General features: G+C 67.1%; 23 protein-coding genes. 20 read left to right on the top strand and 3 right to left on the bottom strand.

Annotated features, from left to right (window positions below):
- Window positions 1-327: 327 nt before the first annotated feature.
- From QTI45_RS13495 to QTI45_RS13480, 4 genes are all read left to right on the top strand, one after another.
- Window positions 328-1,377, top strand: coding sequence for an RluA family pseudouridine synthase (locus QTI45_RS13495; RefSeq protein ID WP_286368364.1), 1,050 nt, complete (start codon window positions 328-330; stop codon window positions 1,375-1,377).
- A complete protein-coding gene (locus QTI45_RS13490; protein ID WP_286368365.1) occupies window positions 1,370-2,038 on the top strand; it encodes an HAD-IA family hydrolase in 669 nt (222 codons plus the stop codon). Before QTI45_RS13495 ends, QTI45_RS13490 begins: the two co-directional genes overlap by 8 nt.
- A gap of 30 nt (window positions 2,039-2,068) precedes the next feature.
- Entirely contained in the window at window positions 2,069-2,434 is a 366-nt protein-coding gene (locus tag QTI45_RS13485) for a Rieske (2Fe-2S) protein (protein WP_286368366.1), read from the top strand.
- A gap of 72 nt (window positions 2,435-2,506) precedes the next feature.
- Window positions 2,507-3,547, top strand: coding sequence for a S49 family peptidase (locus QTI45_RS13480; protein WP_286368367.1), 1,041 nt, complete (start codon window positions 2,507-2,509; stop codon window positions 3,545-3,547).
- A 34-nt stretch (window positions 3,548-3,581) separates the two neighbouring features.
- On the opposite strand, the gene QTI45_RS13475 is transcribed toward QTI45_RS13480, so the two are convergent.
- From QTI45_RS13475 to QTI45_RS13465, 3 genes are read right to left on the bottom strand one after another with little or no spacing between them, the layout of a single operon-like run.
- Complete coding sequence (locus QTI45_RS13475) at window positions 3,582-4,718, bottom strand: MFS transporter (RefSeq protein WP_286368368.1); 1,137 nt, start codon at window positions 4,716-4,718, stop codon at window positions 3,582-3,584.
- Window positions 4,719-4,731: 13 nt separating this feature from the next.
- Window positions 4,732-5,490, bottom strand: coding sequence for an SAM-dependent methyltransferase (locus QTI45_RS13470; protein WP_286368787.1), 759 nt, complete (start codon window positions 5,488-5,490; stop codon window positions 4,732-4,734).
- Between the two features lie 5 nt (window positions 5,491-5,495).
- The gene (locus tag QTI45_RS13465) at window positions 5,496-6,077 is read right to left on the bottom strand and encodes a Maf family protein (RefSeq protein ID WP_286368369.1); all 582 of its coding nucleotides are present in this window, start codon (window positions 6,075-6,077) and stop codon (window positions 5,496-5,498) included.
- Between the two features lie 37 nt (window positions 6,078-6,114).
- Between QTI45_RS13465 and QTI45_RS13460 the strand changes: the two genes are divergently transcribed.
- From QTI45_RS13460 to QTI45_RS13385, 16 genes are all read left to right on the top strand, one after another.
- On the top strand, window positions 6,115-6,669 hold the full coding sequence (locus QTI45_RS13460; RefSeq protein WP_286368788.1) for a YceD family protein: 555 nt from the start codon (window positions 6,115-6,117) through the stop codon (window positions 6,667-6,669).
- Window positions 6,670-6,836: 167 nt separating this feature from the next.
- Window positions 6,837-7,019, top strand: a complete 183-nt coding sequence (gene rpmF / locus QTI45_RS13455) for a 50S ribosomal protein L32 (protein ID WP_028248601.1) — start codon at window positions 6,837-6,839, stop codon at window positions 7,017-7,019.
- A gap of 96 nt (window positions 7,020-7,115) precedes the next feature.
- Complete coding sequence (gene plsX, locus QTI45_RS13450) at window positions 7,116-8,168, top strand: phosphate acyltransferase PlsX (protein WP_286654696.1); 1,053 nt, start codon at window positions 7,116-7,118, stop codon at window positions 8,166-8,168.
- A complete protein-coding gene (locus tag QTI45_RS13445; protein ID WP_286368371.1) occupies window positions 8,168-9,145 on the top strand; it encodes a beta-ketoacyl-ACP synthase III in 978 nt (325 codons plus the stop codon). The genes plsX and QTI45_RS13445 overlap by 1 nt, the downstream gene beginning before the upstream one ends.
- A gap of 51 nt (window positions 9,146-9,196) precedes the next feature.
- On the top strand, window positions 9,197-10,150 hold the full coding sequence (fabD, locus tag QTI45_RS13440; RefSeq protein WP_286368372.1) for an ACP S-malonyltransferase: 954 nt from the start codon (window positions 9,197-9,199) through the stop codon (window positions 10,148-10,150).
- 23 nt (window positions 10,151-10,173) lie between these two features.
- Window positions 10,174-10,917 (top strand): 3-oxoacyl-ACP reductase FabG, encoded by a 744-nt coding sequence (gene fabG, locus QTI45_RS13435; protein WP_286368373.1) that lies wholly within the window; start codon window positions 10,174-10,176, stop codon window positions 10,915-10,917.
- Between the two features lie 100 nt (window positions 10,918-11,017).
- Window positions 11,018-11,257: an acyl carrier protein gene (gene acpP, locus QTI45_RS13430; protein ID WP_007830471.1), complete on the top strand. Its 240-nt coding sequence runs from the start codon at window positions 11,018-11,020 to the stop codon at window positions 11,255-11,257.
- A 93-nt stretch (window positions 11,258-11,350) separates the two neighbouring features.
- Complete coding sequence (gene fabF / locus QTI45_RS13425; RefSeq protein ID WP_286368374.1) at window positions 11,351-12,595, top strand: beta-ketoacyl-ACP synthase II; 1,245 nt, start codon at window positions 11,351-11,353, stop codon at window positions 12,593-12,595.
- Window positions 12,596-12,608: 13 nt separating this feature from the next.
- Entirely contained in the window at window positions 12,609-13,079 is a 471-nt protein-coding gene (locus tag QTI45_RS13420) for a hypothetical protein (protein ID WP_286368375.1), read from the top strand.
- On the top strand, window positions 13,076-13,750 hold the full coding sequence (gene rpoE / locus QTI45_RS13415) for an RNA polymerase sigma factor RpoE (RefSeq protein ID WP_286368376.1): 675 nt from the start codon (window positions 13,076-13,078) through the stop codon (window positions 13,748-13,750). The genes QTI45_RS13420 and rpoE overlap by 4 nt, the downstream gene beginning before the upstream one ends.
- A gap of 13 nt (window positions 13,751-13,763) precedes the next feature.
- Window positions 13,764-14,405 (top strand): sigma-E factor negative regulatory protein, encoded by a 642-nt coding sequence (locus QTI45_RS13410; protein ID WP_286368377.1) that lies wholly within the window; start codon window positions 13,764-13,766, stop codon window positions 14,403-14,405.
- A 23-nt stretch (window positions 14,406-14,428) separates the two neighbouring features.
- Window positions 14,429-15,487: a MucB/RseB C-terminal domain-containing protein gene (locus tag QTI45_RS13405; protein ID WP_286368378.1), complete on the top strand. Its 1,059-nt coding sequence runs from the start codon at window positions 14,429-14,431 to the stop codon at window positions 15,485-15,487.
- A gap of 41 nt (window positions 15,488-15,528) precedes the next feature.
- Complete coding sequence (locus QTI45_RS13400) at window positions 15,529-17,001, top strand: DegQ family serine endoprotease (RefSeq protein ID WP_286368379.1); 1,473 nt, start codon at window positions 15,529-15,531, stop codon at window positions 16,999-17,001.
- 566 nt (window positions 17,002-17,567) lie between these two features.
- Window positions 17,568-19,379, top strand: a complete 1,812-nt coding sequence (lepA, locus tag QTI45_RS13395) for a translation elongation factor 4 (RefSeq protein WP_286368380.1) — start codon at window positions 17,568-17,570, stop codon at window positions 19,377-19,379.
- Between the two features lie 69 nt (window positions 19,380-19,448).
- Window positions 19,449-20,420, top strand: coding sequence for a signal peptidase I (lepB, locus tag QTI45_RS13390; protein WP_286368381.1), 972 nt, complete (start codon window positions 19,449-19,451; stop codon window positions 20,418-20,420).
- A 31-nt stretch (window positions 20,421-20,451) separates the two neighbouring features.
- Window positions 20,452-20,808 carry a DUF4845 domain-containing protein gene (locus QTI45_RS13385; RefSeq protein ID WP_286368382.1) on the top strand — a complete coding sequence of 119 codons (357 nt, stop codon included), beginning with the start codon at window positions 20,452-20,454 and terminating at the stop codon, window positions 20,806-20,808.
- The last annotated feature ends 10 nt before the right edge of the window (window positions 20,809-20,818 follow it).

Genomic DNA, 20,818 nt, shown 5'->3' with positions numbered 1-20,818 from the left:
ATTGGTTTGATAGCAACTGGCGCAGGGGTGGCGCGCGCTGGCGGAGATTCAATGGCTGACGCTGCCGGCTTTTGCCAGCGCAGGATCAGTTGAATCAGCAGCATCAACACAAGGGACTCGCTTCGATCCGCCGGCAGATTGGGGCCTGCCGGCTGGGGTATTCCGTATCGGTGTTTCGTGGGCGTCGGCTTGACTCGGCTGCAGGGCCCGCCGCCTTGCGCTCTTGCGCGTGGCCTGCGGACGCTGCCTCAAAGCGGCATCGACCTCACAGCGCTCCCTGCAGTGCTCTAAACTTCTGATTAATCAAGCACTTACAAGACCGCGCTGGTGAAAAACATTATAGGTGCGAAGCCGGGCCCCGCGGCGGCAGAAGTTCGCTTTCTGACGGTCGACGAGGATTCCGCCGGCCAAAGGCTGGACAACTACCTGTTCCGCCATCTCAAGGGCGTGCCCAAGACCCACGTCTACCGGATCATCCGTTCCGGCGAGGTGCGCATCAACAAGGGACGTGCCCAGGCCGAGTCGCGGCTGGCCGCGGGCGACGTGCTGCGGCTGCCGCCGGTGCGGGTCGCGGCCCGTTCGGAGGAGGGTGGTGCGCCGGCGGCACCGGCGCGCGAATTCCCGCTGCTGCTCGAAGACGATGCCCTGCTGGCGATCGACAAGCCTGCCGGCGTCGCGGTGCACGGCGGCAGCGGCGTGAGCTTCGGCGTCATCGAGCAGCTGCGCCGGGCCCGGCCCGCGGCGCGCTTCCTCGAACTGGTGCACCGGCTCGATCGCGAAACCTCGGGCATCCTGCTGGTGGCCAAGAAGCGCAGCGCCCTGACCGCGCTGCAGGACCAGTTCCGCGAGCGCGAGACCGGCAAGACCTACCTGGCGCTGGTCGAGGGCGCCTGGCCGGCCAACAAGAAGGTGCTCGACGCGCCGCTGGCCAAGTACCTGCTGCCGCCGGCCGCGGGCGCCGCCGAAGGGGAGCGGCGCGTCCGCGTGGTCGCGAAGGACCATCCGGACGCGATGCGCGCGGTCACGCTGGTCAGGGTGCTCGCCCGTTTTCCGCTGGCCGGCGATGCCGCCGGCTTTTCGCTGCTGGCCGTGACCATCAAGACCGGCCGCACCCACCAGATCCGCGTCCACCTCGCCTCGGCCGGGCATCCGATCGCCGGCGATGACAAATACGGCGTCTTCGAGCGCAACAGGGCCTTGCAGAAGCTGGGCCTCAAGCGCATGTTCCTTCATGCGTGGCGGCTCCAGTTCACCCACCCCGCGAGCGCCGAGCGGGTCGCGCTGCAAGCCGACCTGCCGCCCGAACTGCATGCGCTGATGCCTCCGGCCGCGCTCGATGCACTCGCCACCCATCCCTTCGTCCAAGCCCATGACTGACACCCGACCCCGCCGTTTCGACCTGATCGCCTTCGACTGGGACGGCACCCTGTACGACTCCACGCGGCTGATCGCCCGCTGCATCCAGGCCGCCGTGGTCGACGTCGGCGGCGCCAGACCGAGCGAGAGCGATGCCGCCTGGGTGATCGGCCTCGGCCTGGCCGAGGCGCTGGCCCGCGCCGCGCCGGACGTGCCGAAGGAGAAGTACGCCGAGCTGGGCCACCGCTACCGCTTCCATTTCCTGCAGCACCAGGACGATCTGGTGCTGTTCGACGGCGTGCTGGAGATGCTCGATGCCCTTCGTGCGCGCGGTCACAAGCTGGCGGTCGCCACCGGCAAGTCGCGCCGCGGGCTCGACGAAGCCCTGTCCACCGTCGCGCTGCGCGATCGCTTCGACGCCTCCCGCACCGCCGACGAGACTTTCGGCAAGCCGCATCCGCGCATGCTGCTCGAACTCATGGAGGAGCTGGAGGTGCCGGCCGAGCGCACGCTCATGATCGGCGACACCACGCACGACCTGCAGCTGGCGATCAATGCCGGCTGTGCGAGCGTCGGCGTCAGCTACGGCGCGCACGAGCCGGGCAGCTTCGATGTGCTGGCGCCGCTGCATGTGGCGCATTCGGTGGACGGCCTCTCGCAGTGGCTGGTCGAGAATGCCTGAGCCCCGCCCGGCCGCGTTCCGGTGAGCCCCATGAGCGATCCGATTCCCCTCTGCAACTCGGCCGACTTGGTCGAAGGCGGCCATGCCGTTCCATTCGACGTGGTGCACGGCGGCGAGACCTGCCGGGCTTTCGCGGTGCGCTTCGAAGGCAGGCCGCATGCCTACCTGAACCGCTGCAGCCATGTGGCGATGGAAATGGACTTCCAGCCCGACCGCTTCTTCGACGACAGCGGCCAGTGGCTGCTGTGCGCGACCCACGGCGCGGTCTACAAGCCGGACACCGGTGAATGCGCAGGCGGCCCCTGCCGCGGGGGCCTGGTGAAGATCGCGCTGAGCGAGCGGGACGGCGTGGTGCACTGGCATACTGCCTGGAACCTCCAGGCCCTGGCTTTTTAGAATGAATCACCCCCCACGCTCATCACTCCGTGCATCGCGCCCCTTCGGGCGGCCGGACGGGCGCTGACCGACATGAACGATTCCAACCGCACGGAACCCGAAGGTTTCGAGCCTTTCGAGCGCACGGCGCCCACACTTTCCGCAGACGGCACCAGAAACATGGCAAAGAACGATCCGACGCAATCGGCTGGCTGGGAGCGCGCGACGCTCGAGAAGCTGGCCTTCGCGGCCGTGCGCGAACAGCGCGCCACGCGCCGCTGGAAGACCTTCGTCCGGCTGAGCTGGCTCGCCTTCTTCGTCTTCCTGCTCTGGTTCGCGATGTCGCGCGGCACGCCCGCGACCGCCAAGGCAACGCCGCACACCGCGGTGGTCGAGATCAAGGGCGAGATCGCCGCCGGCGCCGATGCCAGTGCCGAATTCGTGGTCGCGGCCATGAAGACGGCCTTCGAGGACGATGGCGCCAAGGGCATCGTGCTGCTGATCAATTCGCCGGGCGGCAGCCCGGTGCAGGCCGGCATCATCAACGACGAGATCAAGCGGATGCGCGCCAAGTACAACAAGCCGGTCTATGCGGTGGTCGAGGAAACCTGCGCGTCGGCGGCCTACTACATCGCTGCCGCGACCGACAAGATCTTCGTCGACAAGGCCAGCATCGTCGGCAGCATCGGCGTGCTGATGGACGGCTTCGGCTTCACCGGGCTCATGGACAAGGTGGGCGTGGAGCGCCGGCTGCTCACGGCCGGGGACAACAAGGGCTTCATGGACCCCTTCAGCCCGATGAACGATGCGCAGAAGGCGCACGCCCAGCAGATGCTCGACCAGATCCACGGCCAGTTCATCGAGGTGGTCAAGAACGGCCGCGGCGACCGGCTCAAGACCGGCACGCCCGGCTTGTTCAGCGGCCTCTTCTGGAGCGGCCAGCAGTCGATCGAGCTCGGCCTGGCCGACCAGCTCGGCAATGTCGATCTGGTCGCCCGCGACGTGATCAAGGCCGAAGAGGTCATCGACTACACGCGCCGCGACAACGTGGCCGAGAAACTGGCCAAGAAGTTCGGCGCTGCCCTCGGGGACGCCACGGTGCGGGCGATGCGCGCCGCGCCGGCGCTGCGCTGAGCCTCCGGCCCGGCCCCGGCGGCAGAACTCGCGTCTACGCCGGATCGGCGTAGCGGGCCGACATCGCCAGCGCTGCAGCGAAGGCCACGACCACGTAGAGCGCGTGGGTCAGCGAGCTCAGCTGGGCCAGGAAACCGATCACCGGCGGGCCGGCCATGAAGCCGAGATAGGCCATCGCCGAGACTGCTGCGATGCCGCGGGCGGGTTCCACGCCCGGCACGCGCGCCGAGGCTGCGAACAGGATCGGCACCACGTTGGCGAAGCCGACGCCGACGCCCGCGAATCCGACCAAGGCCAGCCAGGGCAGGTCGGTCAGCAGCACCAGCGTCATGGAGCCTGCGGCCACCAGCGCGCTGCCGCGCAGCAGCAGCGCCGGCGCGAAGCGGGCGCGCATCGCGTCGCCGCCGAAGCGGGCCAGCGCCATCGCCGCCGAGAAGCTGGCGTAGGCCAGCGCGGCCTGCTGCTGGGGGCTGGCCAGTTCCTGGTGCAGGTAGAGCACGCTCCAGTCGTAGATGGCGCCCTCGGCGATCAGGCCCAGTGCCGCCAGCAGACCCAGCAGCAGAAGCGTGCCGCGCGGAAGGCGGAAGCCGTTGCCCGCACCGGAGAACGCGGTCGCTTCCTTGGGGAGCATCGAGCGTGCCGCCACGGCGATGGTCAGGGCCATGCCCGCGGCCACGAGCAGCAGGTGGATCTGCGGCCGCAGGCCCGCCGCCAGGGCGGCGCTGCCGGTCACGGCGCCGACCATGCCGCCCAGGCTGAACATGCCGTGCATGCCGCTCATCAGCGGCTTGTCGTCCCGGAGCTCGAGCTGCGCCGCTTCGGTGTTGATCGCGACGTCGAACACGCTGGTCACGATGCCGAAGACGGCCAGCAGGCACAGCAGCGCGGAGTAGGCCGGCATCGCGAGCAGCCCGGCCAGCAGCAGGGCATAGGTGGCGCCGCAGACGCCGGCGCTGCGGCGGGCGCCGTAGCGGCCGATCCAGCGGCTCGCCTGCGTCAGGCCGAGGAGGGCGCCGACGCCGGCAGCCAGCATCGCCAGGCCGAGTTCGGCCTCGTCGACGCCGTAGTGGGACTTCACGGTCGGGATGTGCACGCCCCAGGTCGCGAAGACGAAGCCGGAGCAGAAGAATTGCGCGCGCGCGGCCCAGCGCATGCGATGGGAGATGTCCATGGACGAGAGCGGATCAGCGGCCGATCGCGAACACCGCGGGTGCGCGTTCGTCGGCCTGCTGCGGTTTGGCGCGCCAGCCCTTGACGGTCTCGCTGCGCACGCTGGCGGAGGCCAGCGTCAGTCCGCGCGCCACCGCCAGCCGGGTGTTGTGCTGCAGGGTCTGCGTCAGGGCCTGCAGCAGGGCGGCGTTGCGGTAGGGCGTTTCGATGAAAAGCTGGGTCTGGCCGGTACGCAGCGCAAGCGCTTCGAGCTCGCGGATCCGCTGGCTGCGGGCGTCCGAATCCTGCGGCAGGTAGCCGACGAAGGCGAAGTTCTGGCCGTTGAGCCCGCTGGCAGCCAGCGCCAGCAGCAGCGACACCGGCCCGGTCAACGGGATGACCGCGATGCCGAGCTCGTGCGCCGCCCGCGCCACCGAGGAGCCGGGGTCCGCGACCGCGGGCATCCCGGCCTCGCTCAGCAGGCCGACGTCGTGGCCGGCGAGGGCCGGCGCAAGAAGCGGCCGTGCATCGAACTGCCCCGCATGATCGCCCTTCTTGTGGACTTCGCGCGGCAACTCCTGGATCTGTTGCGCCTGCAGCGGTGCCGCCAACGGAATGACGGCGTCGATCCGCTTGAGGTAGGCGCGCGCCGACTTGGCGTTTTCGCAGATCCAGTGCGTGATGCCGGCGGCGGCGGCCAGCGTGCCGCGTGGCAGCGCCTCGTCGAGCGGCGCCTGCTCGTCGCAGCCGAAATCCAGCGGCGCGGGCACCAGGAAGAGCTTCCCGGGCGACACGGAGCTCACAGCAGGTCGACCCCGGCGGCGCGCAGCATGCGGGCGGTGCGGATCAGCGGCAGCCCCACGAGGGCGGTGGGGTCGTCGCTGTCGATCGATTCGAGCAGCGCGATGCCCAGGCCCTCGCTCTTGGCGCTGCCGGCGCAGTCGTAGGGTTGTTCGGCCTGCAGGTACTGCTCGATGGCGGCGTCGCCGAGCTCCCTGAACACCACGCGCACCGGCGCCAGGTCGCGCGCCTCGAAGCCGGTCGCGTGGCAGACCACCGCGACCGCGGTCTGGAAGATCAGGGTCTGGCCGCGCATCCGGCGCAGCTGTGCCGTGGCGCGTGCATGGTCGCCGGGCTTGCCGAGCGGTTCGCCGGCCAGGTCGGCGACCTGATCGGAGCCGATCACGATCGCCTCGGGGAAGCGCAGCGCGACCGCGCGCGCCTTCTCCAGCGCCAGGCGCTCGGCCAGCGCCCGCGGCGTCTCGTTCGCCAGCGGGGTTTCGTCCACTTCCGGTGCCTGGACCTCGAAGGGCAGGCGCAGGCGGGTCAGCAGTTCGAGTCGGTAGCGGGAGGTCGAGGCAAGAATCACTTGGCGTTGCATGGGCGTGATTGTGCGCGAGCGGTTTAGACTGGCGCCGATGACCAAAGAATTTGCCCCCGGGCGGCTCGACGTGAACGGCTTTGCCGAGGCGGCTGCGACCCTGTCCGGCAGCGATCCGCTGTCGGCCTTCGAGCGCCTGAGCGCCGAACTGGCCGAGCCGGCCGCCGACGCGACGGTGGCCTGGCAGGCTGCCGGCCAGTCGCGCAGCGGCGCCGATGACGTACCGGTGTCCTGGCTGCACCTCGACGCGCAGGCCACCGTGCCGCTGATCTGCCAGCGCTGCCTGCTGCCGGTCGATGTTGAGCTGAAGGTCGACCGCTGGTTCCGATTCGCCCCCGACGAAGACACGGCCGCGCTCGAGGACGAGGAGTCCGAAGAAGACGTGCTGGTCGCCAGCCGCGATTTCGATCTCCGCGTGCTGGTAGAGGACGAACTGCTGATGGAGATCCCGGTCACGCCGCGGCACGAGACCTGTCCGGAGCCGACCCGCCTGTCGGCCGCGGATCCCGATTTCGACCAGGCCGAGGCGGCCCGTCCGAACCCGTTCGCGGTGCTCGGTGCCCTGCGCTCGGACAAATCCGGAAAGCCCTGAAAGGGCCCTGCTAGAGGCTCTAAGGGCGACGGACTGGTCATGCGTCCGTGGATGGGCTATAATCATGGGCTTCGCGCGCGCCGTCGGGCATGTTCTATACCCCATGGAAGACATGAGCCGCCCCGCATGCACCCCGCCAACCCACCCCAACATTTCCAGGAGCCAGCATGGCCGTCCAGCAAAACAAGAAGTCGCCGTCGAAGCGCGGCATGCACCGTTCGCACAATGCGCTGGGCGTGCCCGGCATCGCCGTCGAGCCGACCACCGGCGAAACGCATCTGCGTCACCACATCAGCCCGAATGGCTTCTATCGTGGCCGCAAGGTTCTCAAGACCAAGTCCGAAGCCTGATTTCCGTTCCAAGGCCAAGGCCCGAAGCTACTTTTGGCGTAGCGTCGGGCCTTTGTTTTGATGGCCACGCCTTCAGCCTCCGTTCCAGGAACCGCCGTGATCACGCTCGCCGTTGATTGCATGGGCGGCGACCATGGGCCGCGCGTCACGCTTGCGGCCTGCAAGGCATTTCTCGATCGCCACGCGGAAGCCTCGCTGCTGCTGGTCGGTGCGCCGGCTGCGCTGGCCGGCTTTTCGCACCCGCGCGCCCGCATCGTCGGCGCCAGCGAAGTCGTCGGCATGGACGATCCGATCGAGGTGGCGCTGCGCAAGAAAAAAGACTCGTCGATGCGGGTCGCGATCCAGCAGGTCAAGGATGGTGCTGCCCAAGCCGCGATTTCTGCCGGTAACACGGGCGCATTGATGGCTATCGCGCGCTATCTTCTCAAGACCCTCGATGGCATCGACCGGCCGGCGATCGCTCCCCAGTTGCCCAACAGCAAGGGCGGCGCCACGACCGTGCTCGATCTCGGCGCCAATGTCGATTGCGACGCCGAGGACCTGCTGCAGTTCGCGGTGCTCGGTTCGGCGCTGGTCTCGGCCCTGACCGGCAACGAATCGCCCAGCGTCGGCTTGCTGAACGTCGGCGAAGAAGCCATCAAAGGCAGCGAAACCATCAAGAAAGCCAGCCAACTGCTGCGAAAAGCCGCGAGTTCGCAGGACCTGAACTTCTACGGCAATGTCGAGGGCAACGACATCTTCAAGGGCACGACAGACATCGTGGTCTGCGACGGCTTCGTCGGCAACGTGACCTTGAAGGCCACGGAAGGCGTGGCGTCGATGATCGTCGACTTCCTGAGAATCGAGTATTCGAGCGGCATTTTCAGTAAATTTGCGGCGATCGTTTCTTATCCGGTTCTAAAAGCGCTCAAAAAGCGCCTTGATCATCGTCGGTACAACGGTGCTGCACTGCTGGGCCTGCGCGGCCTGGTGTTCAAGAGCCACGGTTCGGCGGACGAGGTGGCCTTCGGCCATGCGCTCGATCGCGCTTATGATGCCGCTCGCAACAACCTGCTCGACCGCGTTCGGGCCCGCATCGCTCACGCCGCGCCTCTGCTGGCGCGGCAAGACCCGGCGGTGCCAGCCGACGCGCCGGCGCTCCACGTCTGATGACCCTCTTCTCCCGCATCACAGGCACCGGCAGTTTCCTGCCGCCCCGCCGCGTGACCAATGACGATCTGGCCAAGGAACTCGGCGCCCGTGGCATCGAGACTTCCGACCAGTGGATCATCGAGCGCACCGGTATCCGGGCGCGCCACTTCGCCGCTCCCGAAGTCACCAGCAGCGACCTCGCGCTGCAGGCCTCGAAGCATGCGCTCGAAGCCGCCGGGCGCAGCGCCGGCGATGTCGACCTGATCATCGTCGCGACCTCGACCCCGGACATGGTGTTCCCGTCCTCGGCGGCGATCCTCCAGCACAAGCTGGGCGTCGCCGGCTGCGCGGCCTTCGACGTCCAGGCGGTCTGCAGCGGCTTCGTCTATGCGCTGACGGTGGCCGACGCGATGATCCGCACCGGTTCCGCGAAGTGCGCACTGGTGGTCGGTGCCGAGGTGTTCTCCCGCATCCTGGATTTCAATGACCGCACGACTTGCGTGCTGTTCGGCGACGGCGCCGGCGCCGTGATCCTCGAGGCCAGCAGCGAGCCCGGCATCCTGGCGAGCGATCTGCATGCCGACGGCAAGCATGTCGGCATCCTGTGCGTGCCGGGTCAGGTCTCGGGCGGCGAAGTGCTTGGCAAGCCGCTGCTGCACATGGACGGCCAGGCCGTCTTCAAGCTCGCGGTGCGGGTGCTCGAGGAAGCCGCGCGCGCCACGCTCGCCAAGGCCGGCAAGACCGAGGCCGACATCGACTGGCTGATTCCGCACCAGGCCAACATCCGCATCATGGAAGGCACGGCCAAGAAGCTGAAGCTCGCGCGCGACAAGCTGATCGTCACCGTCGACGAGCACGGCAACACGTCGGCGGCTTCGATCCCGCTCGCGCTCGACCACGCGGTGCGCTCGGGCAAGGTGAAGAAGGGCGACACGCTGATGCTCGAAGGCGTTGGCGGCGGCTTCACCTGGGGCGCGGTGCTGTTGAACTATTAAGCAGAGCGCGCTGCCCGGCGTCGGGCGGCAGCCTCTTGGAGACACAAGATCATGAAGTCCTTTGCTTTCGTCTTTCCGGGTCAGGGTTCGCAGGCCGTCGGCATGCTCGACGCCTGGGGCGATCACCCGGCCGTGGCCGAAACGCTGCGCGAGGCCTCCGACGCGCTCGATGAAGACATCGCGCGCCTGATCCACGAAGGCCCCAAGGAAGCCCTGGCCCTGACCACCAACACCCAGCCCGTGATGCTGGTTGCAGCGATCGCCGCCTGGCGCGCCTGGCGGTCCGAAGGCGGCGCCGAGCCGTCGGTGGTGGCCGGCCATTCCCTGGGCGAGTACTCGGCCCTCGTGGCCTCGGGCGTGCTGACCCTCGCGCAGGCGGCGCCCCTGGTGCGTTTTCGCGCCCAGGCGATGCAGCAGGCCGTGCCTGTGGGCGTCGGTGCGATGGCCGCCGTGCTCGGCATGGAGGCCGCCAAGGTGCAGGCCGGCTGTGCCGAGGTCACGGCCTCGTTCGGCCCCGGCAGCGCCGAGGTGGTGGAGGCGGTGAACTTCAACGACCCGATGCAGACCGTGATCGCGGGCAGCAAGGCCGCGGTCGACAAGGCCTGCGAGGTCCTGAAGGCCAACGGTGCCAAGCGTGCGCTGCCGCTGCCGGTCTCGGCGCCGTTCCATTCGAGCCTGATGAAGCCGGCGGCCGAAGCGCTGCGCGAGCGGCTGGCTTCGGTCCAACTGGCGGCGCCTCGGATTCCGGTCGTCAACAACATCGATGTCGCGGTCGAGACCGATCCCGAGCGCATCCGCGCCGCCCTGGTGCGCCAGGCGGCCGGCCCGGTGCGCTGGGTCGAGACCGTGCAGGCCCTCGAGGCCCGCGGTGTCGAGGCCATCGTCGAATGCGGCCCCGGCAAGGTGCTGGCCGGCATGGCCAAGCGGATCGCACCGGCGCTGGCTGCGGCCACGGTCTACGATCCGGCGACGCTCGCCGAAACCAGGCAAACGCTCGGCGCCTGAGCGCCAGCCCAGAGGTTCTGTTCATGAGTACTGTCAAATTCGAAGGCCAGGTCGCCCTGGTCACCGGCGCGACCCGCGGCATCGGCGCCGCCATCGCGCTCGAGCTGGCCCAGCGCGGCCTCAAGGTCATCGGCACCGGCACCTCTGCGGACGGCGCCGCCAAGATCACCGCCGCCCTGGCGGCCCACGACGGCCGAGGCTGCGTGCTGGACGTCAATGACGGCGCCGCCGTCGAGGCCCTGATCGACGAGATCGTCAAGGTGTACGGCGCGCTCCACGTGCTGGTCAACAACGCCGGCATCACGCGCGACATGCTCGCCATGCGCCTCAAGGATGCCGACTGGGACGCCGTCATCGACACCAACCTGAAGGCCGTGTTCCGCCTGTCGCGCGCCGTGATCAGGCCCATGATGAAGCAGCGCTACGGCCGCATCATCAGCATCACCAGCGTGGTCGGCGCTTCCGGCAATGCCGGCCAGGCCAACTACGCGGCCGCCAAGGCCGGCGTGGCGGGCATGACGCGCGCGTTGGCGCGCGAGCTCGGCAGCCGCAACATCACGGTCAACTGCGTCGCCCCGGGCTTCATCGAGACCGACATGACGGCCAGCCTGCCCGAGGCCCAGCAGCAGGCGCTGCTGGCCCAGATTCCCCTCGGCCATCTCGGCAAACCCGCCGATATCGCCCATGCGGTGGCCTACCTGGCCTCGCCGCAGGCCGCCTATGTCACGGGGCAGGAACTGCACGTGAACGGCGGCATGCACATGTAGCCCCAGGAACGCAAGCGCTTTCACCCACGGCCGTGCGGCAAATGCCACAATGCGGCCGGCTAAAATCAACCGATTACCTACAACCCTCAGAGGGAACCAAATGAGCGATATCGAAGCACGTGTCAAGAAAATCATTGCCGAACAACTCGGCGTTGAAGAGTCCCAAGTCACCAATGAAAAGGCTTTCGTGGCCGACCTCGGCGCGGACTCGCTCGACACGGTCGAACTCGTGATGGCGCTCGAAGACGAATTCGGCATCGAGATCCCCGACGAAGACGCCGAGAAGATCACGACGGTGCAGAACGCCGTCGACTACGCCACCAAGAATCAAAAGGCCTGATACGGCCGCGCTGAGTCGCCGTCGCCTCGGTCCGCGGTTTCAACGCCTGCGTGCACCGGCCAGCGGCCTCAGCTTCCAGAAAGGTTTGCCGGCATGACCAAACGCCGCGTCGTCGTGACCGGACTCGGTTGCCTCGCTCCTGTCGGAAATTCCGTCGCCGAGTCCTGGGCCAACCTGTTGGCCGGGAATTCGGGCATCGACACCATCACCAAGTTCGATGTGAGCGCCTTCTCCTGCAAGTTCGCAGGCGAGGTCAAGGGTTTCGACATCAAGGACTACATCCCCGAGAAGGAAGCGCGTCACATGGACCGCTTCATCCATCTCGGGCTCGCCGCCGCCATCCAGGCGGTGCAGGACAGCGGCTTGCCCACCGGCGACGCACTGTCCGAAGAAGAGGCGGTGCGCATCGGTTGCAACATCGGCTCCGGGATCGGCGGCCTGCCGCTGATCGAGGATACGCACGCCGAACTGGTCAACCGCGGCCCGCGCCGCGTGTCGCCGTTCTTCGTGCCGGCGTCGATCATCAACATGATCTCGGGCCATGTTTCCATCAAGTATGGATTCAAGGGCCCGAACATCGCGATCGTCACCGCCTGCACCACCGGCCTGCATGCCATCGGCACCTCGGCCCGCATGATCGAGTACGGCGATGCCGACGTGATGATCGCCGGCGGCGCCGAATCGACCGTGTCGCCGCTCGGTCTCGGCGGCTTCGCAGCGGCCCGCGCGCTGTCCACCCGCAACGACGATCCCAAGACGGCCTCGCGCCCCTGGGACAAGGATCGCGACGGCTTCGTGCTGGGCGAGGGTGCCGGCGTCGTGGTGCTCGAGGAGTACGAGCGTGCCAAGGCGCGTGGCGCCAAGATCTATGCCGAAGTCTCGGGCTTCGGCATGAGCGGCGACGCCTTCCACATGACCGCGCCCAACGTCGACGGTCCGCGCCGCTCGATGCAGATGGCGCTGGCGAATGCGGGCGTCAATGCCGATCAGGTGCAGTACGTCAACGCGCACGGCACGTCGACCCCGCTGGGCGACCTGAACGAAACCAACGCGATCAAGAACGCCTTCGGCGACCATGCCGGCAAGCTGGTCGTGAATTCGACCAAGTCGATGACCGGCCACCTGCTGGGCGGCGCCGGCGGCATCGAGTCGGTGTTCACGGTGCTGGCGGTGCATCACCAGAAGAGCCCGCCCACCATCAACATCTTCAATCAGGACCCCGAGTGCGATCTCGACTACTGCGCCAATGAGGCGCGCGATCTCAAGATCGATGTCGCGGTCAAGAACAACTTCGGCTTCGGCGGCACCAACGGCACGCTGGTGTTCAAGCGCGTTTGATAGTTTCCGACCCATGCACAGCGCCCCGTCGGTGAACTATCCGGTGGGGCGTTCGCGCTATGCGCGGCGACTTCTGGTGCTGGTCTGGGCGATCGGCGTCGCCGTCGTCACGCTGGCGTCGATGCAGGCCGACGGTTTCGACTGGCGGCGCGCCATGCTGGCGCTGAGCGCGGTCGTGGCCAGCGCGGCCGCGTGGACCGGCCTGCTGCAAAGCGCGGCGCCGGCCCGGCTGGCCTTCGATGGCCGGCATTGGTCGATTTCCGGCGGCGCGCCGCTTCGGGCGGCCCGCGCCAGTGTCGCGCTGGACCTGCAATCCCTGCTCCTGCTGCGCCTGGACGAACCCGCGCGGCGCCGGCGCTGGGTGTGGGTCGACCGTCAGGCGATGCCGGAGCGCTGGCTGGATCTGCGCCGCGCGCTCCATGCGCGCGGTCTCGAGACCGGCCCGGACACCGGCGCTCCCACGGTGCATCATCCCGGCGTATGACAGTGACCCCGCCTCCCGTGCCGCCCGGCACCGGCCAGACCGACGCGCTTGCCGCAGCGGAAAGGCCGGGCGAGGTCGATTTCCAGCTGGTGCAGCGCACCGTCGCGGGCGACCAGAAGGCCTTCGAGCTGCTGGTCATCAAATACCAGCGGCGGATCGAGCGCCTGATCGGGCGCATGGTGCGCGACGTCAACCTGGTCGAGGACATCGCCCAGGAAACCTTCATCCGTGCCTACCGCGCCCTGCACCAGTTTCGTGGCGAGGCCCAGTTCTACACCTGGCTCTACCGGATCGCGGTCAATACGGCCAAGAAGGCGCTGGTCGACATGAAGCGCGACCCGACCATCTCGGAGAGCGCCTTGCGCTCGTCTTCTGATGACGAGGATGAAACTTACCGGCCCGGAAACGAACCAATCAGCGACGAGACCCCCGAAACCGTGATGGCGGCCAACGAAATCGCTGCGGCTGTCGAGGCGGCGATGGAAGCGCTGCCGGCCGAATTGCGGCAGGCCGTGACGCTGCGCGAGATCGAGGGCATGAGTTACGAAGAGATCGCCGAGGTCATGAACTGCCCGATCGGCACGGTGCGGTCGCGGATTTTCCGCGCCCGCGAGGCGATTTCGACCCGGGTCAAGCCCCTGCTGGACAACCAGTCGGGCAAGCGTTGGTAAGCAGGTGAACGAGATGAACCAGACAAATACAGTGCAAGAGCAGGTATCCGCGCTCGCCGACGGGCATTTGCCCGAGGACGAATTCGCCGAGGTGGTCGGCAAGCTCTGCGTCGACCCTCAATTGAGGGCCAGCTGGCAGACCTACCACCTGGTGGGCGATGTGCTGCGTTCGGGTGCCCATACGGTTTGCAGCGACAGTTCGGCCTTTCTCTCGCGGTTCCAGAGTCGCCTGGCGGCCGAGCCGGCGCTGCCGGCCCTCGTCTCCGTGCCCACGGAGGTCCGGCCGGTGCGGGCGCCGGTCGAAGCCGCCAACGAGCCGGTGTTCCGCTGGAAGCTGGTGGCCGGCGCGGCCTCGCTGGCGGCGGCGGCAGCGATCGGATGGAACTGGGTCGGCGGCGCCGGCTCCGGTGCCGCAGGCGCGCAGCTGGCGCTGCAGCGGGCGGCGCCGGCAGTCGTCGCCACGGCCGAAGCGCCCGCCCCGGCGGCGCCCGCCCTCTCGTCGACCCGGGTCATGATCGGCAACGGCAATCCGCAGGTGATGCTGCGCGATCCGCGGCTCGACCAGTTGCTCGAAGCCCACCAGCAAGCCGGCGGCGCCTCCCAGATGCCGTCGGGCTTCCTGCGCAACGCCACCTTCGATCGGCCCTCGCGCTGAGCCGCGCGCCCGCAGACAGTGCAATGAATCGTTCGATGCCGATCTCCGCGCGCGGATTCCTGGTTCTGGTGGCGGCGCTGTGCATGGCGCAGGTGTCGCTCGCACAGAGCCGCAATCCGGCGCCTCCCGTCAAGAGCCCGCCCAGCGCCACCGGAGGCGACACGCCCGCACTCGGCGTGGTCGAGTGGCTGGAGCGCATGCATGCCGCGGCACGCCAGCGCAACTACGTGGGCACCTTCGTGGTGTCGGCGCCGGCCGGGAATCTTTCGAGTGCACGCATCTGGCACGTGTGCGAGGGCGACCTGCAGATGGAGCGCATCGAGGCGCTGTCGGGGCCGCCGCGCTCGACCTTCCGGCGCAATGACCAGGTCGTGACCTTCCTGCCCGATGTGAAGGTCGTCAAGCGCGAGAAGCGCGAGAACCTCGAGCTCTTTCCCAATCTGTCGGGCACGCCCGATTCCTCGATCGCCGAATCCTACGGCGTCCGCATGATCGGCAAGGACCGCGTGGCCGGCTTCGATGCCGACGTGGTCCAGATCGAGCCGCGCGATGCGCTGCGCTTTGGCTACAAGGTCTGGAGCGAGCGCCGCTCGGGCCTGGTGATCAAGCTGCAGACCGTCGATCGCGACAACCGGGTGATCGAGCAGTCGGCGTTTTCCGAGCTCCAGCTCGACGCGCCGGTCAAGGTCCATACGCTGACCCAGATGATGGGCAGCACGGCCGGCTACCGGGTCGAGAAATCGGAGCTCGAGCGCACCACCGCGCAACGCGAAGGCTGGGCGCTCAGCAAGCCGGTGGCGGGATTCAGGCCGGTCAGTTCCTTCCGCCGTCCGATGGGCGGCGACGCGCAGGGGCACACGATGCAATGGACCTTCTCGGATGGCCTCGCCACCGTGTCGCTTTTCATCGAGCCCTACGATGCGCAGCGCAAGCCCGATGAAGTGCTGCTCGCGCTCGGCGCCACCTACACGCTGACGCGCCGGCTGTCCGGCAAGGACGGCGACTGGTGGCTGACTGCGGTCGGCGAAGTTCCGCCGCAGACACTGGACGCGTTCGCGCAGAATCTGGTTCGCTCGCGTTAGCCTGTCGCCGGCAGTTTTTGTCTCTCCAACGAAAGATACCGATGATGCTCAAGATCAAGGGGGACACCTTCCGTTCGTCCCTGATGGCCTGCGCGCTCGCGCTCGCTTCGACCACCGCGCTGCTGCCGGCGACGCCTGTCCACGCCCAGGCGCGGGCACTGCCCGACTTCACCGACCTCGTCGACCAGGTCGGCCCGGCGGTGGTCAACATCCGCACCATCGAGAAGGTCGCGCAGGCCGGCAACGAGCCCGACGAGGAGATGCAGGAGTTCTTCCGCCGCTTCTTCGGCCAGCCGATGCCCGGCGTTCCGCGCCAGGGGCCGCGCCCGAACCGTCCGCAGGCGCCTGACGAGGAGCGTCCGCGCGGCGTCGGCTCGGGCTTCATCCTGTCGTCCGACGGCTTCGTGATGACCAATGCACACGTGGTCGACGGTGCCTCCGAAGTGCTGGTCACGCTGCCCGACAAGCGCGAGTTCAAGGCCCGGATCATCGGGGCCGACAAGCGCACCGACGTGGCGGTCGTCAAGATCGAGGCCACCGGACTTCCGGCGGTCAAGGTCGGCGACGTGTCGAAGCTGCGCGTCGGCGAGTGGGTGATGGCCATCGGCTCGCCCTTCGGCCTCGAGAACACCGTCACCGCCGGCATCGTGAGCGCCAAGCAGCGCGACACCGGCGACTACCTGCCCTTCATCCAGACCGACGTGGCCATCAACCCCGGCAACTCGGGCGGTCCGCTGATCAACATGCGCGGCGAAGTGGTGGGCATCAACAGCCAGATCTACTCGCGCTCGGGCGGCTTCATGGGCATCTCGTTCTCGATCCCAATCGACGAGGCGACCCGGGTCGCGGACCAGCTGCGCACCTCGGGCCGCGTCTCGCGCGGCCGCATCGGCGTGCAGATCGACCAGGTCACGAAGGACGTGGCGGAATCGATCGGCCTCGGCAAGGCGCAGGGGGCGCTGGTGCGGGGCGTGGAGTCCGGCTCGCCGGGCGACAAGGCCGGCATCGAGCCGGGCGACATCATCACCAAGTTCGATGGCAAGGCGATCGAGAAGCCGAGCGACCTGCCGCGCCTGGTGGGCAACACCAAGCCGGGCACGAAGAGTTCGGTCACCGTGTTCCGTCGCGGCAGCACGCGCGACATCAACGTGACCATCGCCGAGATCGAGCCCGACAAGCCGACCAAGGTCGCCGCCGACCGCGACGAACCGGCGGCCAAGCCCTCGGCTTCGGCGGCCGCCAAGTCGATGGGCCTGGCGCTCAGCGACCTGACGGAAGCACAGAAGAAGGAACTCAAGCTCAAGGGCGGCGTCCGCATCGATTCCGCCACCGATGCGGCCGCGCGTGCCGGCCTGCGCGAGGGTGACGTGGTGCTCGCGGTGAGCAATGTCGAAGTCGCGAACCTCAAGGAATTCGACGCCGCGCTGGCCAAGGCGGACAAGAGCAAGCCCGTCAGTCTGCTGTTCCGCCGCGGCGACTGGGCCCAGTACGCGCTGCTTCGGCCGGCCCGCTGATCGGGCGCGAGACCGGCGCCGGACCCGCGCGAAGTGGGGGTGCGCGGGCCATGGCCGGTCAAGTGGCCCCACCCCGCAGTCGGGTTTGGGGCCATTTTTTGGCCGCTGTCGCGTCCGGGCCGCAGCCTCCAAGAAATTTTTTTGACAGCTCGAGCCCCGGATTTTGGTTTGCGACCACTAACTTAACGAGGCTCTAACGATGAATTTCGGTAGAATAGGGTCCTTCCGATCCCCGCTCGTCGCATAAGCAGACCCAGGTGCTTCACGATGCGAGATTCCCGCGTCCCGTCCACCGGCGCTCCACAGTTCGCCCACAAGTTGTTAAGCAATTGCTCCACCGATCCTGTTGATAAGTTGTTGACAAGTTGCATGTTGTTGACCTGCAACGACCCCTCTCGGGCTTTGGCCCGGCTGTACGCGCCCCCCTTTTTGCCTACAATGAAGTTCCAACTACTGCAGTTGCCATTGCTTGTTGGTTCAGGGCGCGTCTCTTGGGGACGCGCCCTTTTTTCTTGCCTGTCGCCTTCTGCGTTCGAGCCAATTCAAGTACTTAAGCGTTCCCGTTGATGAATCACATCAGAAATTTTTCGATCATTGCGCACATCGATCACGGCAAGTCGACGCTTGCCGATCGCTTGATCCAACGTTGTGGTGGTCTCGCCGAGCGCGAGATGGAAGCGCAGGTTCTGGACTCGATGGACATCGAGAAAGAGCGTGGGATAACCATCAAGGCGCAGACCGCTGCGCTGCACTACAAGGCCAAGGATGGGCAGGTCTACAACCTCAATCTGATCGACACGCCGGGCCATGTCGACTTCTCTTATGAAGTGAGTCGCTCGCTCTCGGCATGCGAAGGCGCATTGCTCGTCGTCGATGCGAGCCAGGGCGTGGAAGCGCAGACGGTGGCCAACTGCTACACCGCGCTCGACCTCGGCGTCGAGGTGGTGCCGGTGCTCAACAAGATGGACCTGCCGAACGCGGACCCCGACAACGCGCGCACCGAGATCGAGGACGTCATCGGCATCGATGCGACCGATGCGATCCCGTGCTCCGCGAAGACCGGCTTGGGCATCGAGGAAATTCTCGAGGCCGTGGTGGCGCGCATGCCAGCGCCGCGCGGCAACCCCGATGGTCCGCTGCGCGCGATGATCATCGACAGCTGGTTCGATCCCTATGTCGGCGTCGTGATGCTGGTGCGCGTGGTCGACGGCCGCCTGGTCAAGGGCGAGCGCATCAAGATGATGGCGTCGGGCGCGATGTACAACGCCGACAACATCGGCGTGTTCACGCCCGCCAACGAGCCGCGCGCCTCGCTCGAGGCCGGCGAGGTGGGCTACATCATCGCGGGCATCAAGGAACTGCAGGCCGCCAAGGTCGGCGACACCGTGACCTTGATCCGGCCCGGCACCGGCGGCGCGGCCGCGACCGCGACCGAGGCGCTGCCGGGCTTCAAGGAGATCCAGCCGCAGGTGTTCGCCGGCCTCTATCCGACCGAGGCCAGCGAGTACGACTCGCTGCGCGACGCGCTCGAGAAGCTCAAGCTCAACGATTCGTCGCTGCGCTACGAGCCCGAGGTGAGCCAGGCGCTGGGCTTCGGCTTCCGCTGCGGCTTCCTGGGTCTGCTGCACATGGAGATCGTGCAGGAGCGGCTGGAGCGCGAGTTCGACCAGGACCTGATCACGACCGCGCCGAGCGTGGTCTACCAGGTCATGAAGAACGACGGCGAGGTGATCCTGGTCGAGAACCCGTCGAAGATGCCCGATGTCGGCAAGATGGCCGAGATCCGCGAGCCTATCGTCACGGTTCACCTCTACATGCCGCAGGAGTACGTCGGCGCGGTGATGACGCTGGCCAACCAGAAGCGCGGCGTGCAGATGAACATGGCCTACCACGGCCGCCAGGTCATGCTGACCTACGAGATGCCGCTGGGCGAGATCGTGCTCGACTTCTTCGACAAGCTGAAGTCGGTCAGCCGCGGCTACGCCTCGATGGATTACGAGTTCAAGGAGTACCGGGCCTCGGACGTGGTCAAGGTCGACATCCTGCTGAACGGCGAGAAGGTCGATGCGCTGTCGATCATCGTCCATCGCAGCCAGAGCCAGTACCGCGGCCGGGCGGTGGTCTCGAAGATGCGCGAGATCATCTCGCGCCAGATGTTCGACGTCGCGATCCAGGCCGCCATCGGGGTCAACATCATCGCCCGTGAGACAATCAAGGCCCTGCGCAAGAACGTGCTCGCCAAGTGCTACGGCGGCGACATCACCCGCAAGAAGAAGCTGCTCGAGAAGCAGAAGGCGGGCAAGAAAAGAATGAAGCAGATCGGCTCGGTCGAGGTCCCGCAAGAGGCCTTCCTCGCCATCCTGCAAGTCGAAGACTGATGAATCCCCCCCGATGCAACGCCGGTTCTGCGGCATCTCCGGCATGGGGCTGCACACAAGAAAACTAAGATGGCATTTCTTACATCCCTGATCCTTGCGGCCTTCGCGGGCTACATTGGCGCCTGGTATTTCGGCGTGGTCGAAGGCAACTTCGCGCTGCTGCTGTTCCTGGCGACCGTGGTCACCGGGCTCTTCTGGCTGGCCGAACGCTTCTATTTCCTGCCCAAGCGCCGGCGCGCAGCCGATGCGCTCGACGCCTCGCTGGCCCAGCGGCGCGAGGAGCTTGCGCGCCAGGGCATCACGCAGGTCGACACGGTCGACACCAAGGCGCGCGAACGCCTGGTCATGCAGCCCTGGTGGCTGGACTGGACTGCCGGCCTGTTCCCGGTGATCCTGGCCGTGTTCCTGCTGCGCTCCTTCCTGTTCGAGCCCTTCAAGATTCCGTCGGGCTCGATGATGCCGACGCTGCTCACGGGCGACCTGATTCTGGTGAACAAGTTCGTCTACGGCCTGCGGCTGCCGGTCATCAACACCAAGATCACCGAAGGCCGGGCGCCGGAGCGTGGCGAGGTCATGGTGTTCCGCTACCCGCCCAAGCCGAGCATGGACTACATCAAGCGCGTGATCGGCGTGCCGGGCGACGAGGTGTCCTACCTCAACAAGAAGCTCACGATCAATGGCCAGCCGGTGCCCAAGGTGGCGATCCCCGAGTACTTCGACGAGGAGACGATGCGCTACCTCAAGCAGTACAACGAGGATCTGGGCGGCAGGGAGCACCGCCTGCTCAACGACGACAGCCGCCGCGCCGGGCTCTCCGAGGCCGAGATCATGCCGTTCCCGAACCAGGAAAATTGTCGTTACAGTGTCGAGGGCGTGGTGTGCAAGGTGCCGCCCGGACACTATTTCATGATGGGTGACAACCGCGACAACTCGCTCGATTCGCGTTACTGGGGTTTCGTTCCGGACCAGAACATCGTAGGCAAGGCCTTCCTGGTGTGGATGAACTTCGGCAACCTCAAGCGCATCGGCACATTCCAATAAGCATCCGGTTCCAGATCGAGGGGAAGAGGGCATGAGAGCAAGGAAGACAGGACACAAACAGCGTGGCATCTCGTTCGTCGGGTTGCTTTTCGTGGCGATCGTGCTGGCTTGCGTCGGCGTGGTCGTCGCGCAGGTGATCCCGACGCTGATCGAGTACCAGGCCATCGGCAAGGCGGCGCAGAAGGCGGCCGAGGGATCGACGGTGCCCGAGGTGCGTGCGATCTTCGACCGCGCGCAGGCGATCGACGACTTCCAGTCGGTCAGCGGCAAGGACCTGGAAGTCCGCAAGGACGGCGACAAGGTGGTCGTGTCCTTCGCCTACGACCGCGAAATCCATCTGTTCGGCCCGGCCTATCTGCTCCTGAAATACCAGGGCCAATCCCGTTGACGTTCTCTCC

Origin of the sequence: Variovorax saccharolyticus (assembly GCF_030316765.1) — a bacterium.
Lineage (GTDB): Bacteria > Pseudomonadota > Gammaproteobacteria > Burkholderiales > Burkholderiaceae_C > Variovorax > Variovorax saccharolyticus.
Note: the sequence above shows the minus strand (reverse complement) of the source record. Positions and strands in the feature narration are given on the sequence as shown.

Excerpts from the sequence above, each read along its gene's own strand:
- QTI45_RS13445 (WP_286368371.1), top strand. The coding sequence starts at position 8,168 with ATGACCCTCTTCTCCCGCATCACAGGCACCGGCAGTTTCCTGCCGCCC.
- QTI45_RS13465 (WP_286368369.1), bottom strand. The coding sequence starts at position 6,077 with ATGCAACGCCAAGTGATTCTTGCCTCGACCTCCCGCTACCGACTCGAA.
- lepB (WP_286368381.1), top strand. The coding sequence starts at position 19,449 with ATGGCATTTCTTACATCCCTGATCCTTGCGGCCTTCGCGGGCTACATT.
- QTI45_RS13490 (WP_286368365.1), top strand. The coding sequence starts at position 1,370 with ATGACTGACACCCGACCCCGCCGTTTCGACCTGATCGCCTTCGACTGG.
- QTI45_RS13460 (WP_286368788.1), top strand. The coding sequence starts at position 6,115 with ATGACCAAAGAATTTGCCCCCGGGCGGCTCGACGTGAACGGCTTTGCC.
- QTI45_RS13410 (WP_286368377.1), top strand. The coding sequence starts at position 13,764 with ATGAACCAGACAAATACAGTGCAAGAGCAGGTATCCGCGCTCGCCGAC.
- QTI45_RS13485 (WP_286368366.1), top strand. The coding sequence starts at position 2,069 with ATGAGCGATCCGATTCCCCTCTGCAACTCGGCCGACTTGGTCGAAGGC.
- fabF (WP_286368374.1), top strand. The coding sequence starts at position 11,351 with ATGACCAAACGCCGCGTCGTCGTGACCGGACTCGGTTGCCTCGCTCCT.
- QTI45_RS13405 (WP_286368378.1), top strand. The coding sequence starts at position 14,429 with ATGAATCGTTCGATGCCGATCTCCGCGCGCGGATTCCTGGTTCTGGTG.
- acpP (WP_007830471.1), top strand. The coding sequence starts at position 11,018 with ATGAGCGATATCGAAGCACGTGTCAAGAAAATCATTGCCGAACAACTC.
- QTI45_RS13480 (WP_286368367.1), top strand. The coding sequence starts at position 2,507 with ATGAACGATTCCAACCGCACGGAACCCGAAGGTTTCGAGCCTTTCGAG.
- lepA (WP_286368380.1), top strand. The coding sequence starts at position 17,568 with ATGAATCACATCAGAAATTTTTCGATCATTGCGCACATCGATCACGGC.
- fabG (WP_286368373.1), top strand. The coding sequence starts at position 10,174 with ATGAGTACTGTCAAATTCGAAGGCCAGGTCGCCCTGGTCACCGGCGCG.
- QTI45_RS13400 (WP_286368379.1), top strand. The coding sequence starts at position 15,529 with ATGATGCTCAAGATCAAGGGGGACACCTTCCGTTCGTCCCTGATGGCC.
- QTI45_RS13420 (WP_286368375.1), top strand. The coding sequence starts at position 12,609 with ATGCACAGCGCCCCGTCGGTGAACTATCCGGTGGGGCGTTCGCGCTAT.
- QTI45_RS13475 (WP_286368368.1), bottom strand. The coding sequence starts at position 4,718 with ATGGACATCTCCCATCGCATGCGCTGGGCCGCGCGCGCGCAATTCTTC.
- fabD (WP_286368372.1), top strand. The coding sequence starts at position 9,197 with ATGAAGTCCTTTGCTTTCGTCTTTCCGGGTCAGGGTTCGCAGGCCGTC.
- rpmF (WP_028248601.1), top strand. The coding sequence starts at position 6,837 with ATGGCCGTCCAGCAAAACAAGAAGTCGCCGTCGAAGCGCGGCATGCAC.
- QTI45_RS13385 (WP_286368382.1), top strand. The coding sequence starts at position 20,452 with ATGAGAGCAAGGAAGACAGGACACAAACAGCGTGGCATCTCGTTCGTC.
- rpoE (WP_286368376.1), top strand. The coding sequence starts at position 13,076 with ATGACAGTGACCCCGCCTCCCGTGCCGCCCGGCACCGGCCAGACCGAC.